We start from the raw sequence: 17,857 nt of genomic DNA on the forward strand, positions 1-17,857 counted from the left end.
AATTATAAAGGAAAGTACGCGTCAATTAAACCTTACTTTCATAAATATGAGACTGGATATAACTCCAAAAGATGCGACGGTCCCCCATATAAGAACAGGAGTTTTTAAAAAGACATCAATTAAAACCCCGCCAATAAAAGGTGCTACTGCCCAGGAAAGCCCCTCTATAAACCCGAGAACACCTATATACAATCCCCTCTTATCCTCTGGAGCCATAGCTGAGGTTATAGTGGTCAAAAGGGGCATAGCCAACATTTCTCCTGCGGTGAGAACTATGACTCCAATTGCAAAGTTGGTAAAATTATGGGAAAAAGCAAAATAAAAGTAACCCATGGAATAAAGAAGAGAGCCCAAAATCAACCCCTTTTTGTAACCCAGATAATCCACGACTTTAATAATAATCATCTGAAAGAAAACTACCATAAAACCATTGATACTGTACAAGTAACCAATTTGAACGTTATCCAGACCTTTATGCTTTGCATATACAGATAGGGTTGAAATGAGCTGACCCATGAGGAGCGAAAGAACGAAGGTACCAGCAATAAACAACATAAAATTTTTGTTTTTAAGCACTTCGCCGAAGGAAATTTCCTTTGTAAGCCCCACGTTTTTTCTTTCCTCTCCGGAGGATACAAGATATATTACAAGGAAAATACAAATTACTTGAAGTAAAAAGGATGCAAAAAAAGTCAGGGGATAAGAAAAGCGTGAAATAAATCCACCAATGGAGGGGCCAATTGCAAAACCCAGATTCCCCCCAACCCTTATAACGCTGTAAGCAAAGGGCCTATCCGGTTCATTAATATTTTTGGCAACGAAAACATCGGAAGCCGACATAAAAAAGCTGGCCCCGCCTGAATTTAAAAAAAAGAAAAAGAAAAATAATAGAGGATTTGCGTTGAGTAAAATCAAAATCGAAAAACCCAAAAAGCCTGACGCCCTTAAAAACAGGCCGAGTTTCATTACGGTATCCGTAGGCAGTGTATCAGAAAGCCTACCCGCATAAAATCTTAAAAAAGACCCCAATACAGAAGCAAATCCAATGATAGTGCCAACAAGGCTCATTGGAACACCACGCTCATTGTAAAGATAGATACTCAAAAACGGGATACTGATTGCATAACTTGCGGATTGCAATCCTCGAATAATTGCAAGGCTATATAGTTTTACTGCTGTCTGTTTCTTCACGTTGTAATTTTAAAGCAAATTGTTCGTATTGAGAACTAATTTAAATAAGGTCCTTTCATTTCGGGCTCCTTTTTTTGTTATAGGCCCTATCCAACTCTTTTTGTAACCCGATTATCACATGCGTTAATTTTACTACTTCTCACGACTCTTTTTTTAATAAAACCATCTCTCAATCTGAATAGTCTCTTTAATCTGCTAATTATGGGATTTCTCCTCCTTTATCTTTGGGAATTGAACGACTTCTGCATATCCTCACTCTATAGTTCATAAGGATGCAGTATGGTCACCTTTTTCTTTACCTGAATTTTTGAGGAGACTTAACCATTTCAAGTAGATTATTTTACGAAACACCGGTTTATTGAAAATCCAATATCCAAGCTGTATAATTTTAAAACATTGGAACTATTGGTTGTAGCTTATTTCTAATGAAATAAAGAATGTATATTTGTTACTGTTTTAAAACTCCCTTCTTTTGAGGAACACCTGCACTATTTACTTTTCAGAATAATGTAGTTATAATATACTTGCTCTTTCTCAAGGGGGTGTATTGGATTCGACAGGGCCGAATTGAATCATAGAGCGCATGCCGGGGTGTGGCCACCTCGTTAATAAGGCCACAAAAAACAACTGCCAACTACAACTACGCATACGCTGCTTAATTAAAGCAGCCGTCCCTTTTCGGGGTGCTCCTGCCCGAAAAGAGGGCGTGATAGACAGGAGCTGGACTCAAACCCATGCCTTCAGGGTTTGGGTCGAGAGCATAGAAGGCTATCCCTCAAAGCACCTGCCTGTCGGTGCAAGAGGGAGAAAAACAAAGACAGGCTAAGCATGTAGGGCTCTATGGTTCAAGGCCCCTGGACGCGGGTTCAATTCCCGCCACCTCCACCAGTCTTATTCGGAATTTTGGAATTATACCTTTTTGACAAAGAAATTTTAGCGAGTCTTTTTCAAACAAATGAGAATTTTTAAGTAATATTTTTTGAACCCCTCAAGTATCCTCATTTACAAATTTAAACATCATTGTAATTTTTTTTTGGATAAACCGAGAAAGGGCCGATATGTTTTGGCAAAACTGTCTACAAGAATTTCGACCAATAAGAGTCCTCTTATAGAATTAGACTGCTAAAAATTCGTGGTGGTCCCGCTCTGCGGGACCACCACGAATCCCGATAATCAGCTCTCCTCGCCTTTTAAACTGCCTTAGCTTTTTCTTACCTCGTCCGTATCTTCTCAAAATAGGTATAAATCACTGGCACAACCAAAAAAGCCATTATTGTAGAGGCTACAAGCCCGCCGATCATAGCAACAGCCAGAGGTTGCCTCAAAGCACCACCTTCAGTGTGTCCTGAAAGAGCCATTGGAATAAGACCAAAAATCGTGGTGAGGTTGGTAATAAGAACAGGTCTTAGCCTTGTAACGGAACCTTGAATCACCGCTTCCAGTGGATCAACACCTTTCTCCCTAAGCTCTTTGTAAAAGGTTAACATAACAATCGCTTGGTTTACCACAACACCTACGAGAATTAGTACACCAACCATAGATGGTACTGAAATCGTAGTTCCAGTAATAAATAAAGCCCAAATGGACCCGACAAATGCAAGGGGAATAGTCAGCATAATTATAATCGGATCTCTTAATGACTCAAGTTGGGCTGCCAGAATCATGTAAACAAGAAGGATAGCAGCAAAAATCGAGATTCCAAGATTCTTAACCATATCCTGAACTTGCTCAAATTCTCCTTTTATCTGGAGGCTATATCCTTCTGGTAATGAAATTTTGAATAATCTATCTCTGATTTCAGAAAATACCTCACTCTTCTTTCTTCCCTGTATATCGGCAAGAACCTTTATCACCCTTGACTGATTTTCATGATCTATCTGTACAGCACCTAAATCGTAAGAAAATTCAGCTATCTCCTTTAGAGGTATTACAGCCCCCGTCGGAGTTATTATAGGAAAGTAGAAAAGTTTCTCCACACTCTCTTTCAAATAGCTGGTATCTGCCTTTAAAACGAGGTCATAATCCTTCCCCCTTAACCTCAGTTTTGTAGTAGTTACTCCCTGAAATGCAATTTGAAGCTCCCTCTGAATCTGTATTGGAGTAAGTCCAAAATATGCAGCCTTATCTCTCAAAATGTTAATTCTCAACTCAGGTTTTGCCTTTTTAAAAGAAAGCTCTACACCTTCAATACCCTTAATTTTCCCAATTTCATCGGCCACTGTATTTGCAAGGGAAAGGAGTTCTTCCAGATCTTTACCATAAATGGAAATTTCCACGGGTTTCCCCGCACCACCGAAAAAGAGAGTATTAACAAGGTCCATAGATTTTACAGTAGCCCCTTGATAAACCGGAGTTTTTTGCAAAATTTCGTTTGCAACTTGCATTGCACTTTTTTTCCTCTTTGCCGCATCCACAAGACGAATCATTAAAGTGGCGGTATTGCTACCCTGAGAAGTACCAAACATCATACCACTTGACAAACCACCTGTGGCCATTACCCTCTCAACCTCTGGATACTCCTTTGCTATATCTACGAGCTGATCCACATAGTGTTCTGTTTCTTGAAGATTGGTCGCCGGGGGGAGTTCAATGGAAATTATTGCTGTACCCATGTCCATCGATGGCACAAACTCCCTATCAATGAACTTTAAAATAGGTATAGAGACGATGAAGAGAATTACGGTACCTACTAAAATAATCCCCCTCTTTGGCAAAACAAATCGGGTCAATATTTTATGGTATAAATCCCTTAACGGGGTAAACCAATAGCGTTTCCTCATCTCCTTTAGGGCTACAGCCTGGGTAATATAGCTTGAAGTCATAACAGGTATTATGGTCACAGCTACAAGAAGAGACGCCAAAAGTGTAACCGTAACCGTTATTGCCAGAGGCTTTGTAAACTGTCCTATCATTCCTCCAATGTAAATAAGAGGAAGAAACACCACAATATTGGTCAAAGTTGAAGCTGATATAGCTGTCCAAACTTCCTCCGCACCATTAATCGCTGCATTATACCTATCTTCTCCTTGTTCCTCATGTCTGAAAATATTCTCAACAACAACAACCGCAGCATCCACCAGCATTCCTACCCCAAGCGCTATTCCCGCAAGAGTCATCATATTTAACGAATATCCAAGAAAGTAAAGAACCGTAAAAGATATAATCACGGAAAGAGGTATTGCCAGACTAATGACAAGAGTAGGTCTCAAGTCTATGAGGAAAAGAAAAATCATTATCGCAGCCAGTATAGCGCCGATTATTCCACTATTTATTGTCTCCGAAGCAGATTTGGTTATAAAACGGGCTTGGTCAAAACCTTTTTGTAGATCCACGTCCTTATACCACTGACCAATCCTTTTAACTGCTCTATCAACGCGCTGTACCACCTGAACGGTATTTGCACCGGACCTCTTATAAACTGAAACAATTATTGCTTCGTCCTTGAAATTCTTTGCAAACCCTAATCTTTCCGACTCTGTTGCGTATACTTTTGCCACATCTTTAAGAAATACAGGGAGTCCGTTTTTTCTGAAACCAACCACTTGATTTTCCAAGTCCCTTATATTGCTGTATTCTCCTACCGTCCTGATCAAGAGGGTTTTATGCCTTACATCAACCCTACCTGATGGAAAATTAAAATTGTTGAGTTGCAACATCTGAGAAATCTGACTAAAAGAAACACCTGCTTCAAGAAGTTTTGGTACTTCCACTTCAACCCAGTACTCTATCTCCCTTCCACCTATTACATCAACCGTTGCTACACCTTCAACCCTTTCAAGATAGGGTTTAATATCATTTTCAAGAAGTTTTTTAAGTTGGGTTAAGGTGTATCTATCTGAAGTCGCAATGTAGCGAGCAACAGGCATCATTGAAGCATCAAACTTGAAAACAATCGGTTTTTGAACATCTGCGGATAAATACCTCTCTATAAGTCCGATTTTATCTCTAACCTCCTGTGCAGCAAAATCCAGATTTGTACCCCATTCAAATTCAGCAATAACCACTGAAGCACCTTCTATTGACTGAGAAGTAACCTTTTTGACACCCGAAACCGTGGAAACAACGCTCTCTATGGGTTTGGTGATCAATTGTTCAATGTCCTCCGGCGCAACATTCTCATAACTAGTAACAACCGTAACTGCAGGGTACGTCATCTGAGGTAAAAGGTCAAGTCCCATCCTTGACAGTGAAACAACTCCCAGGACCAGCAGTACGCCTATAAACATTAAAATCGTTACGGGATGCCTTACAGAGAACTTAATCATAGTTTATTTTCCTCCGATTTCCACTAAGGCTCCATCATAAAGACCTTCAGCTCCCAATGTTACAACAAGGTCCCCCGGTTTGAGATTGCCTTTCACTTCAGCTCTACGTTCACTCACAATACCAACTTCCACCGGTACTTCCCTCACAGTATTGTTCTGGACTACGTAAACGACGGTTTTATTGCCCTTCTGAACAAGGGCAGTCTCCGGAACAATTAATACCTGGGATTTTCTTCTAACTACAATTTTTACTTTAACAACTGAACCGTACTCAAAGACACTCTCATTTAATGCTATTCTTGCTTTCCCTGTGAAACTCATAGGATCAAGACCCTTAGATCTTGCAACTACCTTTCCAGGAACCACTCTATCCCTGTTTACAGCATAAGCCACTGCTCCAACCTGAACCCTTTTCAAATCCTCGGACGAGAGACCTACTTCAATAGCCTGTTGTTCAGATACAATATATGCAAACGGTTGGTTTTGCAGAGCCATTTGTCCTACTTTCCCATTTATCAGAGCAATAATTCCATCAATAGGCGCAGTAATTTGGAGGTACTCCGTTTTCACACCGGGAATCTCTCTATCGAGAAGGGCAATTACCTCACCTTTCTTTACTATATCGCCTTCGTTCTTTAAGACACTTACAACTCTTCCTGGCATCATCGGAAAAACTGGTGCCTCTTCCAGTCCCGTTACTCTTCCGAAAGTGTAGATATACTCTTCAATTCCTCCCCTAATAACCTTATCTGCCTCCACAAGAAACTTTCTTTGAGTTTCGTTTTGTGCAAAAAGGCCTCCTGAAGCTATCAAGAACATCACAACCTTTTTAAGAGCTTTCATTGCAACCTCCTATTTTATACCTTTTAAGGCTTTTTCGACTTCCATGGCTTTAAAAATACAATCTGCCAAAGATTGTAAAAGCAAAGTCCTCTGCGAAAAATAATTGGTTTCTGCATCGACAAAGTCGAGTTGCGTGGCAAAGCCCATCTCATACTGAGTCTTTACGGTATTGTAAAGAGCCTCAGCTACACGCAGGTTTTCTTTTTGAACTTCATACTTTTCAAGAGCCAACACCAAGTTTCTTTTTGCCTTTTCAAATTCAAGAACAGCTGCATTTCTCTGGTGTGCAATGGTATATGAAAGCGCCTTCTTCTGATAATATGCTTCCTTCATTTGATAATTACTCTTTAATCCGTCAAAGAGAGGGAAAGACACTCCCACCGTGAAAGCCCAGTAGTCTTTCCAAATATTCTCAAATCCAAAGGGCTTTTGCATCAAATAGTTGAAAGAATAAAAGACCGTCGGAAGATTAGATGCAGAATAATTTTTCATAGATAACTCCAAGATTTTCTCCTTCAAAGAAAGGCTTCTTAGATCATATCTGGAATCCAAGTTTAGGTTTGAGGCAACAAGGCTCTCAATATAAGCGGTATCAATTACAAGGGAATCCACAAGGATAATTTCAACAGAGTCAGAAATTCCCATTATCAACCTCAATATGTCAAGAACATCCCTATAAGACCTCTCGGCATCCATTATCTGAATTTTGTTATTTTTATACTTTGCTTCCGCTTGGAGAAGCTCAACTTCCGTAGCGGTTCCAACGGAGTATTTTCTCTTGGTGGTTTCATAGTGCTCAAGAAGCTCCTCATCCACCTTTTTAGATAGGCTAACAAATTCCCTGAGTACCAGCGCGTAGCTGTAAAGCTGTTTTATCTGAAAGGCCAAATTTTCTGAATTTACAGAATCTGAGAGAATTTTATCACGCAGGTTTAACGCAGCAATTTTGTATGTTCTTACGAGAGTACCCCAAGTAAAAACAGCCTGACTTACACCAATATTGATATTATAGTTATCCTTTTGGCCAAAGGGAATAGACACAGTGTGCCCAACGGGAATAAAGGCACCAGAGGGTGTCATCACAAGACTATCCAGATGGAAACTCTTCATCTCCTGAATGATGGAAACTCTTCTGTAACTTGCATCAATTTTGACCTGTGGAAAGAAAACCGAACGCGCCTGCATTTTCTGAGATCTTGCAACCTCAACCTGAGCCATTGAAGCCTGCAAAAGTGGACTCTTCTGAAGTCCAATTGCCACTGCATCATTTTGGGTAAGATAGAGTGTATCACTTAACGAAATTAGTAAAAATATCAAGGTAACCATAACCCGCTCCTTTTAATTTTTCAAAAATGCCCTTTTAACGATTTGAAATACTTCCTCTTCAACATCCTCTGACATAGTGCCGTTAATAAAACTATTAAAGATTGGCCTCATAACCATTCCTAAAAATGCACTCGACAAAATATTTACGTCACCTTCATAAATAAGCCCCTTTTTTAACGCACTTTCAAACAAATTTTTCAGAAACTCGGTGAACTCTTTCTGCTCCTCAAGGATTGCGTTCTTAAGCTTGTCATTCCATAAATTTACCAAAGGGATTTCATAGACCATTCGAATAATGAAATCTTTGTTTTCTTCAATGAGTAAAACAAGGGTTTTTAATAGCGCCCTTATTTTACCTTCTAAGGATTCCTCAACTTCTATGGTCTCCTTGATCCTGCTACTAAAGTACTTGATACCTTCCTTTATGAGGCACTGGTAAAGTTCTTCCTTAGATTGGAAATAAAGATAAAGAGTACCCTTTGCAACTCCAGCCTCTCTTACGATGTCTTCCATCTTTGTCTCATAAAAACCCTTTTTACCAAAGACATCCCTTGCTGCAATTAGAATCTTTTCTCTTGTTTCCATATTTTTCAACTCCTTATGACTGACCAGTCAGTCATAATTAACAGTTTAGCAGAATGAAAAGTCAAGTTCAATTTAAAATGTTGCAGCTAACTCAAAGATATGAGTAAAAAAAGTGAATTTAGAACGAACGGAATTGAAAAGCTGAACTTTGTCAGTTGTATCAATACGAAAAGCATGAAGATAAGAGAGATGAAGGTATTTTGATGGTAAGCTCAAAAATTTATAGGTAAATAGCATTATGGGGCGAAGAAGAAATTAAAAAGTTATAATTTCCAAATACAACCAAACACAATTAATGAAACATTATTTAGAAAGAACATTGCAGAGGAAAGGCTTTAGCGCAAAAAAAACAAAAAGTTGTAAAAGCTCAAAAAGCCTACATTGTTAAGTAAAATGTAAAATTAGAATGCATAGGGTAACGTTAAATAAGAGGTATGTAGCTTAGGGAAATACACAAAGGTTGTAAAATAAAGGCAGGTACTAGTTTACGGCACGCAAAATAAGCCCCACAAGAAATTAGAATAATATCACAAGCAAACCACATAGACACCATTTGCAAACTGCGAATATTAAATTAGACGCAAAAATTGGCTTTTACACTCTATCTAATAATTAAATAGCACTCTGGCTAATTAGCTCGTCCAGCTCCTGACCTGTAATGGTCTCTTTTTCCAATAGATAGTTGGCAACCCTATGGAGAAGGTCAATTTGGGCTTTTAAAATTTCAAAAGCTTTATCAAAGGCATTTTTCACGATTTCCTTGATCTCATTATCAATTAATCGAGCAGTCTCCTCGGAGTAATATTTTCGAACTCCAAGTTCCCTTCCAAGAAAGACTTCCTCTTCCTCCTTTCCAAGGGTCACGGGACCTAACTTTTCCGACATTCCCCAATCAGTAACCATCCTTCTTGCAATCTCAGTAGCTTTTGCCAAGTCATCAGCTGCCCCAGTAGACTCTTCATTAAATATAAGAAGTTCTGCTGCACGTCCTCCCAAAAGGACAGATAGTTGAGTTAAAATGTAGGATTTGGTATAGAGATATTTGTCCTCACTGGGAAGCGATTGGGTGGCTCCAAGAGCTCTTCCATGTGGAATAATAGTAACCTTATGAACTGGATCGGCACCCGGTAAAAACTTGGCAACAAGAGCATGACCTGTTTCATGATAGGCTATACGCTTCTTTTCCTCTTCAGAAATCACCATACTCCTTCGTGCAATCCCCATTATTAGCTTGTCCTTTGCTTCTTCAAAATCCTGCATTTCAACAACTTGCTTGTTTTTCCTTGCGGCAAGAAGGGCAGCTTCGTTCACAAGATTAGCAAGATCAGCACCAGTAAACCCTGGCGTTGATTGCGCTATTACCTTAAGATCCACATCAGGTCCAAGAGGAATCTTTCGGCTATGTATTTTTAATATTTCCTCCCTCCCTTTCACATCCGGTATTGGTACATAAATTCTGCGGTCAAATCTACCAGGTCTTAGAAGGGCAGGATCAAGAATATCGGGTCTATTGGTAGCGGCCATTACTATTATACCTTCAGACGAGTCAAAGCCATCCATTTCCACAAGAAGTTGGTTAAGAGTCTGCTCTCTTTCGTCGTGCCCACCGCCAAGACCTGCTCCTCTGAGCCTTCCCACAGCATCAATTTCATCTATAAATATTATGCATGGTGCATTGGCTTTGCCCTGCTCAAAAAGATCCCTAACCCTTGCAGCACCAACACCAACAAAAAGCTCTACGAATTCAGAACCAGAAATAGAGAGGAATGGAACTCCAGCCTCGCCAGCCACTGCCTTAGCAAGTAAAGTCTTACCAGTACCTGGAGGCCCTATAAGTAAAACTCCTTTGGGAATCCTCGCACCAATCCTTGAAAATTTATGAGGATTTTTTAGGAATTCAATAATCTCTTGGAGCTCTACTTTGGCTTCGTCACAACCTGCAACATCGTTAAAAGTTACCTGGGGTTTTGACTCCTTTAGAACCTTAACCCTGCTCTTTCCAAATCTAATTGCTTCTCTTTGGCTTGCATTTATCTGCCTGAAAAAGAAAAACCAGAAAAAGGCAAGCATAAGAAGCCATGGAATTGAGCCAATTATCAAATTCCACGCAAGACTCTTCTCTTTTGAGTAGACCTGAACCTTCTTTGATGCAAGAAGCCTTATCAGCTCTGGATCTTCGAAAGGCAACGTCAGTTTAAATCTTAAATATTCTTTGTTTTCAAATTTCTGAGGTTCCCGAAACAGACCTTCCACACTTTTTCCCGAAATGAGAACTTGCGAGACATTACCCTGCTCTACTTGAGTATAAAAGTCAGTATAGGATATTTGTGCCACACCCTTTTCTGAAGAAAGGTAGTTGTATAGGGTTAAAAACACTAAAAAAATTAATATCCAAACAACTAAATTTCTTAAAATGTCACTTTTCATTATTTTCCACCTCTTTTATCTCTTCTGGCAAAAGCTCCCTTATATAAGGGAGATTCCTGTATCTTTCTGCGTAGTCAAGGCCATATCCAACGAGAAACCTGTCAGGTACTTCAAAGCCTACATAACCCAACTTTATATCCACCAGCCTTTTTTCTTTTTTATCCAACAAAACGCAAACTCTGAGACTCCTTGGCTTTCTACCATCAAGTAATTCGACCAGATACTTTAAAGTTAACCCACTGTCGCATATATCCTCAACAAGGATCACATCCCTTCCCTCTATTGAAATGGATAAATCTTTCAAAATTTTCACAATTCCCGAAGTCTTTGTAGATTTTCCATAACTCGAAACGGAAAGAAAATCGATTTCCACATCCATGTCACTCAGTTCTCTTATTAAATCAGCAAGGAAAATAAAAGACCCTTTCAAAACCCCAACGAGAATTGGAACAGTGCCTTGATAGTCCCTTTTTATTTGCGAGGCAATTTCCCTCACCCTGTCCTTTATCTGCTCTTCAGTTATCAAAAATCCAGTATTTTCCCTCATCAATTTTTCTTACCTCCAAGAAGATTTCACCTCTTACTTTATCCATTCTAAAACCGGGAACCCAAACAATTTGCCCTTTACTTTCAAAAACTGGGTAATATCTCCTCTTCCAGACATTAATCCTTCTGGAGCCAAAAAGATCGGAAAGTTTCTTACCCATATAAATATCCCCCGGTCTCCAGGTTCTGAGTTTAACCGGGAAATCATCCTCAGTAAATCCCATCACAAAGAGGTTTTCAGAAAATTTCTCAGAAGGCTTTACCATGAGATTTAATTCTTCTACTGTTAAGGGCAAATTTTCCAAACTAACTTGAACTTCCGAAAAAGTTTTATTCTCAGGAGCTATAAAGACCTCTTCTTTGCTACTAAACACTTGAAATCCTTTAACTTTTCCGGATTTCTTCGTTACAATTAAATTCTCAATACTTTCAACATCTTTATAGGTCAAATTTAACCTCCGCTGAATTAAAAGTTTTTGCAGTAAATAATGATAATTTCTAAACTTCGAACAATCAATTAAAATCGCCCAGGAGAAAGCATTTTTAAGAACCTCCTTTTCCATCCTTTCCAGCTCCGTTTCGAGAAAACCAGCAAAATCCACCATGATTTCACTGGTTTCCCTTATTTTGTCAAAGGCACCCGGTCTTATCTCTTCCAAATATGGCAAAAGTTCTAATCTTATACGATTACGCAAAAATTTGGTATCAAGATTGGATGAATCTATCACATAAGAAACTCCTTTAGAACCGAGATAATTCTCTATTTCCTTCCGTGTAATATATATTAGTGGCCGGATTATTTTTCCGCGCACCGGTGGAATTCCCTTAAGGCCCATAATCCCCGTGCCTCTTAAAAGATTGATAAGAAAAGTTTCAACGGAATCGGAAGCAGTGTGGGCAAGAACTACTTTGTTAAAGCCATACCTTTGCAAATAATCCTCATATTTTTCATATCTCACCCTTCTGGCAACCTCTTCAATTGATTCTTCCTCTCTTTTTAAACTCCTCACATCAACCCTCTCTACGAACAATTCTATTTTCCTCTCTTCGCAAAATCTTTTACAAAAAACTTCATCTCGGTAGGACTCTTCCCCCCTAAGCATATGATTAATATGCAAACAACTGAAGGTTATTCCAAAATAACTCTCCACAGCCCTTAGTATTTCAACAAGAAAAACCGAGTCAGGACCACCAGAAAAGCCAACCAGTAACCTATCTCCTTCCACAATCATGTTGTACTTCTTCACCGCTTTAATAAATTTTTCGAGAAGGACAGGATCCATTAACTAAAAGACAACCTTGAATACATTATCTTTGAAATAAATGAACACACCAAAGGTAGCAAAAGACCTGTTGTATTTCCAATCTGTAAAAAGACCAGTGTAAATTCTCTTTTTCTTGTAGCCAAGCATTGTAAACAACTCCCTTTCGACCTGTCCGGATGGAAAAGGCATATTTTTCGGATATCCACTATTCTCCCAGTGTTCTTTCAGAGTTCCCTCACCTTTATTGAGCTGAGCAACCCTAATAACAAGGTAGCCATCATTTTTCAACTTTCTGAAATAACTCAAATATAAATCCAGAAGGTCATTTCCCCTTGGGTAACCAAGAGGTAAGCCCATAATCTGCCATGCGTTGGTATCAGATACATGGGTGTAAGTAAAACGGGGGATTGCTACAAAAGAAAATCTCAAAAAGGAATAAAAATCCACTGATGTTTCTAAACCGACACAAATACCGTATTTGCTTGTTCCACCTTGAAAAACAATAAAGTCATCATTTAGAAAATCAAAAAATAAACTCACTCGTTCTTTAACATCAAACCTCACAGCGAGGCCCCCTAAGAGGTTGTCCGAATTGGAAATCCCCCTCCTTTGCCTTTCGTAATAGAGGGAAATAGGATTAAAGTATTTGAAATAATCTTCGCCTGTGTGGGATACCGCTTCATAAAAGGTCACCGTTAAATTGTCTAAAGGTTTCCATTCTAAGGTCTGATATGAGATAGTCTTCTCAGGGAAAGTATCCTGTGTAACTGCAAAAGCAGTAACAACTTTGAACTTGCTGAAACTAAAACTTAGACGATATAAATGGTCTAAGGGATAACAAAGTCCACTAAAAAGAAGCGCCTCCCCTAACATCACATTGTTTCTACCTACGAGAATTTCAAAATTTTTCGTAGAATACCGAATATATGCCTTTTCAACGTTTATATCAAAAAGACTGGTTCCACCGATAACAGGCTGTTCATCAAAACTATAAAGGTTGTACCTGTTATCAGCCAGAGGTTCATAAAATTGAAATTTGTATGGTGTCACAAAATTGAAAAAGTTAACCTTAGTATAAACCTGAAATTGGTCAAAAGAAACGCCGGCATCGAAAGCAAAATTAATGTAACTATTGGTATAATTTACTCTACCTTTTGTTATGTTAATTAATTTCAGGCTCGGGCTAAATTTTATGAAGGGTCTTTCATCAGAAGTATCGGCAAAAGTCCAGACATAAGTGTCTGAACCTCTCTTTATATAGCTTTTCCTTAGCTCCAGAAACTCAACGGAGTAATCTTTAAGAAAAATGGGATCATAGAATGAAAAACTTAAAAAAAGAGCCAATAATAAACTCGAATTCATAAAAGCATGTCAAAAGGTTCAAATCCGAAATCAACAACTTCTTTCATCCTATCACTATCGGGACAAAAAACTCCAACAAACCGACCGTTTCCCAATCTGTAAAGTCTAATAAGGTCGTAGTCTATTCCTGAGTGAATGCTCAGAAAATTCCCGAATTCAACAATCTCTTCGTCAAAGTTATTGACGTTACGATTACCTGTACTGCAAAAATTCACTTTTAAGCGGTAACTATCTACAGTAAAAGACTCTACTTTCAATTTTACACCGTTTTTTTTATTAAACTCTTCAATAATTCTCTCTATCGGCACGCCACTCATTTCCTACTCCTCTGATAGCAAAATAATTGTAATGCTAAATTTTCTCAAATTCAATGTTTACGCTCAAAAATAATCACTTGAGGTGATGTTAAATTAGAAACCTCAGGCCTATGAGCCATTTTTACTAAATCTTCGTATTTAAAATATCTCTTCAAAAAAGCCATACTCTGTTTTATTATTACGCAGCCACTTTCATACTCCACATCCCTCATCAAAGACACCTTATCGTCCTCATAAGATACCGGTTGAGGTACATATTTCACCGTGTAGCCTTTAGGCAGTTTGATTATGAAGCAAACATCCTTCTTAGGCGCATCCATACGATTCAGATAGTATCCATTTTTAAATAGCTCTGGTTCAATTTTTAGCATCTCGGGAATATAAAAAATCCAATATTTTCCTATCCGTGACCCGATAGACTTATACCTGACTCTGCCTGATATAAAATAGGGTTTATCAACCACACCCCTATATTTTAAAGATGCTGTAAAACTTTTAATTATACCATAGATGGAAAACTTTGAACGTGAAATGAATTTTTCTACATCCTCAAAATCCTCTCCGCTTTCCCTTGACCAAGAATAGGATTTGAGCAGCCTACTTGATGGGACCCATTTTGAAAATGAAATTAACTTTCTCGGTATATCAATAAAAAGTGTATCTGAAAGTACATCCCTAAAACCTATTTGCTCAACGGAATAAGTTTTCAAATCAGGAGAAAGCACGATTGCAACGTGGCCTTCGTAAGGGATACTCATCACCTTTTCTTCACCCTGGAAAGGGAATAGAAATTTGATCCCATCATAGAGAATTATATTTTCTATCGCAGACAACGAGGGAATTAAATGAAGTGTATCACACCCATATCGTAGAACCAAGGCTAAAGAGAGGCCTTCAAAGGAAGAAATGATCCTTAAAACCTTTTCTGGATAAGTCATCGCATAGAGAGAAGCAGAACGATCTCTATCTAAGGGAACATAACCCTGAATTTTAAGATCTTCCCTCTCTGGGGAAATTATCCTTTTACTCAGCTCCCTCAGTTTATTTAGGTCCGATTTCTGAGGTTTTATTGTCTCAAGTTTTCTATAATGTAGTGAAAAATAGCGTATCAGAGAATCCCACGAAGGAAACGTGGTAAACATTACGAAAGGCGAGATTAAATGACGAGGTGGAAGTCCACCCCATTCGTTTATAACGATTTCTGGAACATTTTTAAATTCAATTTCGTAAACTTTATAATCTGCCGAATCCCTTAAGCTTTCAGAAAAGTTGCAAACTTCGGTATTACCTTTATAAAACCTTAAACTCGACTTTTGTGGAAAATAAAAAACCAGCCTGCTGTATTCAATAGGGATAGTGGTTCTAAAATATTCAATTCCATCCACATAATCGAAGTTCCTTATTCTTCTTTCTACGGAATATTCAATAGTTGAACCCAGCTTGATAGATAGGAATGAAATGTGAAGCTCTTTTCTATTTTTCAGAAAAGGATAAGTGTCAACTAATGGGTCTGCTACCCTGTTTATCGCGTTCTCTGTTACATTTACGGTGTCACCTTCAGGGGTAATTGTGCGAGCATAAAGGACTTCAACAGTTTCCGTTGAATCGTCGTAAGGGAAGATTATGGTACCCAAATCCTCTCTTGCCTCTTCAGTTCTAATAAGAATTTTTCGCTCTTCCTTAACAATTAGTAAACTATCATCAAGCTTGTATTCCTTATAACTCAATTTTACCAGATCGCCTTTACCTGCGAAAAATTGTCCGAACAGCAATATTGAAAGGAATAACATATCTTATTCTCCTTTTAAAGGTAACCACAAATTCTCGTTTCCTTGAAAGCTTTGATAATCCCTAAACATTGATTCGGCCTCTGTGGAAGAATATTTCTTCTTGCTGAACACGAGAGAAGTTGAAAAACTAAACCAACCACCGCTTTCTTCTGTGTTTAAAAAGTTTCCAACATTCTGTACTTGGTCTACAATACCTCCTGCTTCAAATTCAAAAATGTAAGCTTGTTCTTTGCCGAGCCTCACATGATTTTTAAAAGGTTCTACAACCTTAGCAAGTGGAACAAACTCTTTTACCTCGTAGGACTGAGGGAAAGAAATCACCAAATCCAGTTCTCTTTTAGAATTCAAATGTCTCAGAAAATAAGCAAAACTTGAAGCAAGTTTAGAACTAACAGGCCTGTAAAGTTTGAAATCTGGAGTATTAATAACAGCCTTTAATACTCTACCTGAAACCCGAATCCTAAAGTATTCAGAATAATCCTTGGGATCTGTAAACCTGATGGAATCAATTACCACAATGCCTGAATAAACCCCACTCAATATATCGTGAAGGAAGCTTTCAACTCTACGCCTTCCACTCTGCGCAACTCTGCGAAGTCTCTGATCAAAAGCCCCATTAAAATTCATCAAATAGCTAAAGTAAACAGTGTCGCCCAATAAAGTTGTATAAACGTAAATTGAGACTTTATTCTTTTCCGGTGTCGAAACTGGAATGGTTCTCAAAGTATCTCCCTCTGCCCTTGATACTAAAACCGATTGGCCTCCTTCCGATGCAGGTAAAAGGTCTCTTCCACCAGCCCCAATGGTAGGATCAAGAAATTCATAATCCTTTCCTCTCTCCAATACTACAATAGCGTGATTCGTTTGGTCCGCAGGAATGTTTTCCACTCTCATGCCAACAGCAGTGGTTGCATAATAGGCTTTAAAGCCCTTTGCTCTTAAAAGAGCTACTAATAACGCTGCTTTATCTTTACAAACTCCCGATCTTTTCTGTAGAGTTAGCCAGGCAGGGTGAGGCTCGTAGCCCTCCATTTCGGATTCAATAAGTCCAAGATACCGAATTTCATCTGCCACAAAATAAAAAAGCCTCCTAATTTTTTCATCGTCATCAATAATGCCTGAACAAAGACTGTCTGCAAATTTTTTTATCGTTTCATCAGGTGTAACATTTGGTTCTGCTCTCTGGAATTCGATGCGAGACATCTCCTTCCAAGAAGGAATGTTGGTGACGATGAGCTTTGGCACAAAATCGTATATTGAAGGTGAGAGAGATTCTACCTTGTAAGGCTTTATATTTTTAGAATAAAACATGTGAATCTTTTTTCCGTCCTTTGTTATGATGCGGTGTTTGATTTTTCCATTGAAAATTCCAAATTTAATGGGCTTTTCTGCTATTTCTTCTAACAAGTATAACTTTTTCTTAACCGGAACCGTTTCACCAAAAAGGACTATCTGATTAAAATATCCTGGATAAGGTGTCTTGTATTTTTCTTCTCCCGTAGGCCCAAGCCAGTTTCCTCCGTATTTTTTGACCTTACTCTCAAGGATATCTCCTTTTCTCAAATCCTTAATCTCAAGAACTTTCTTCCTTTCACCCCAAAAAATGGTACCTCCAAGGTCAGGTGGGGCAAGAACGTCAACAACATCCTCTGTATCAAGATACAATGTGTCCCTACCCCTTACAATCCTCACAAACTCAAAATCTGCGGTATTGTAGTAGGGGGTATAAGTGACTTCTAAAGCCCTCAATTCTTCGGGGATTTCGTCACCTAAAACTTTAATGCGTCTGTATTCAAACCTCTCACTAATCCCACTTTCGTAGTATGCTTCATAAGTGGAATCGAGTTCCACAATATATTCAAATCTCCCAAAAACTAAAAAAGCTACGATTACTTTTAACATTGTAAAGGCCTCACAGAGTTAATTAAGCAGAGAATAAG

12 protein-coding genes and 1 other RNA gene are annotated in these 17,857 nt (G+C 38.6%); 1 reads left to right on the top strand and 12 read right to left on the bottom strand.

Going from position 1 to position 17,857, the window contains the following annotated elements; genetic code table 11:
- Positions 1-21 precede the first annotated feature (21 nt).
- Positions 22-1,191, bottom strand: coding sequence for an MFS transporter (locus QMD82_01715; GenBank protein MDI6850642.1), 1,170 nt, complete (start codon positions 1,189-1,191; stop codon positions 22-24).
- Between the two features lie 538 nt (positions 1,192-1,729).
- Between QMD82_01715 and ssrA the strand changes: the two genes are divergently transcribed.
- Positions 1,730-2,079: a transfer-messenger RNA gene (gene ssrA / locus QMD82_01720) on the top strand.
- A 323-nt stretch (positions 2,080-2,402) separates the two neighbouring features.
- On the opposite strand, the gene QMD82_01725 is transcribed toward ssrA, so the two are convergent.
- From QMD82_01725 to QMD82_01775, 11 genes are all read right to left on the bottom strand, one after another.
- Positions 2,403-5,456, bottom strand: a complete 3,054-nt coding sequence (locus tag QMD82_01725) for an efflux RND transporter permease subunit (GenBank protein MDI6850643.1) — start codon at positions 5,454-5,456, stop codon at positions 2,403-2,405.
- A gap of 3 nt (positions 5,457-5,459) precedes the next feature.
- Positions 5,460-6,299, bottom strand: coding sequence for an efflux RND transporter periplasmic adaptor subunit (locus QMD82_01730; protein MDI6850644.1), 840 nt, complete (start codon positions 6,297-6,299; stop codon positions 5,460-5,462).
- Between the two features lie 9 nt (positions 6,300-6,308).
- Positions 6,309-7,625 (bottom strand): TolC family protein, encoded by a 1,317-nt coding sequence (locus QMD82_01735; GenBank protein ID MDI6850645.1) that lies wholly within the window; start codon positions 7,623-7,625, stop codon positions 6,309-6,311.
- Positions 7,626-7,637: 12 nt separating this feature from the next.
- Positions 7,638-8,210: a TetR/AcrR family transcriptional regulator gene (locus QMD82_01740; GenBank protein MDI6850646.1), complete on the bottom strand. Its 573-nt coding sequence runs from the start codon at positions 8,208-8,210 to the stop codon at positions 7,638-7,640.
- Positions 8,211-8,822: 612 nt separating this feature from the next.
- Positions 8,823-10,637: an ATP-dependent zinc metalloprotease FtsH gene (gene ftsH / locus QMD82_01745; GenBank protein ID MDI6850647.1), complete on the bottom strand. Its 1,815-nt coding sequence runs from the start codon at positions 10,635-10,637 to the stop codon at positions 8,823-8,825.
- The gene (gene hpt, locus QMD82_01750) at positions 10,627-11,184 is read right to left on the bottom strand and encodes a hypoxanthine phosphoribosyltransferase (protein MDI6850648.1); all 558 of its coding nucleotides are present in this window, start codon (positions 11,182-11,184) and stop codon (positions 10,627-10,629) included. The genes ftsH and hpt overlap by 11 nt, the downstream gene beginning before the upstream one ends.
- Entirely contained in the window at positions 11,153-12,466 is a 1,314-nt protein-coding gene (gene tilS / locus QMD82_01755; protein ID MDI6850649.1) for a tRNA lysidine(34) synthetase TilS, read from the bottom strand. Before tilS ends, hpt begins: the two co-directional genes overlap by 32 nt.
- 3 nt (positions 12,467-12,469) lie before the next feature.
- Positions 12,470-13,792, bottom strand: a complete 1,323-nt coding sequence (locus QMD82_01760; GenBank protein ID MDI6850650.1) for a hypothetical protein — start codon at positions 13,790-13,792, stop codon at positions 12,470-12,472.
- 14 nt (positions 13,793-13,806) lie between these two features.
- Positions 13,807-14,127 (bottom strand): hypothetical protein, encoded by a 321-nt coding sequence (locus tag QMD82_01765; GenBank protein MDI6850651.1) that lies wholly within the window; start codon positions 14,125-14,127, stop codon positions 13,807-13,809.
- 50 nt (positions 14,128-14,177) lie between these two features.
- Positions 14,178-15,917 (bottom strand): DUF3857 domain-containing protein, encoded by a 1,740-nt coding sequence (locus QMD82_01770; GenBank protein MDI6850652.1) that lies wholly within the window; start codon positions 15,915-15,917, stop codon positions 14,178-14,180.
- A gap of 3 nt (positions 15,918-15,920) precedes the next feature.
- The gene (locus tag QMD82_01775) at positions 15,921-17,819 is read right to left on the bottom strand and encodes a DUF3857 domain-containing protein (protein ID MDI6850653.1); all 1,899 of its coding nucleotides are present in this window, start codon (positions 17,817-17,819) and stop codon (positions 15,921-15,923) included.
- Positions 17,820-17,857 lie beyond the last annotated feature (38 nt).

It is taken from the genome of bacterium, from assembly GCA_030019025.1.
In the GTDB taxonomy this organism is placed as follows: Bacteria; Hydrothermota; Hydrothermia; order UBA1063; family UBA1063; genus UBA1063.

Excerpts from the sequence above, each read along its gene's own strand:
- QMD82_01725 (MDI6850643.1), bottom strand. The coding sequence starts at position 5,456 with ATGATTAAGTTCTCTGTAAGGCATCCCGTAACGATTTTAATGTTTATA.
- QMD82_01730 (MDI6850644.1), bottom strand. The coding sequence starts at position 6,299 with ATGAAAGCTCTTAAAAAGGTTGTGATGTTCTTGATAGCTTCAGGAGGC.
- QMD82_01735 (MDI6850645.1), bottom strand. The coding sequence starts at position 7,625 with ATGGTTACCTTGATATTTTTACTAATTTCGTTAAGTGATACACTCTAT.
- QMD82_01740 (MDI6850646.1), bottom strand. The coding sequence starts at position 8,210 with ATGGAAACAAGAGAAAAGATTCTAATTGCAGCAAGGGATGTCTTTGGT.
- ftsH (MDI6850647.1), bottom strand. The coding sequence starts at position 10,637 with ATGAAAAGTGACATTTTAAGAAATTTAGTTGTTTGGATATTAATTTTT.
- hpt (MDI6850648.1), bottom strand. The coding sequence starts at position 11,184 with ATGAGGGAAAATACTGGATTTTTGATAACTGAAGAGCAGATAAAGGAC.
- tilS (MDI6850649.1), bottom strand. The coding sequence starts at position 12,466 with ATGGATCCTGTCCTTCTCGAAAAATTTATTAAAGCGGTGAAGAAGTAC.
- QMD82_01765 (MDI6850651.1), bottom strand. The coding sequence starts at position 14,127 with ATGAGTGGCGTGCCGATAGAGAGAATTATTGAAGAGTTTAATAAAAAA.
- QMD82_01770 (MDI6850652.1), bottom strand. The coding sequence starts at position 15,917 with ATGTTATTCCTTTCAATATTGCTGTTCGGACAATTTTTCGCAGGTAAA.
- QMD82_01775 (MDI6850653.1), bottom strand. The coding sequence starts at position 17,819 with ATGTTAAAAGTAATCGTAGCTTTTTTAGTTTTTGGGAGATTTGAATAT.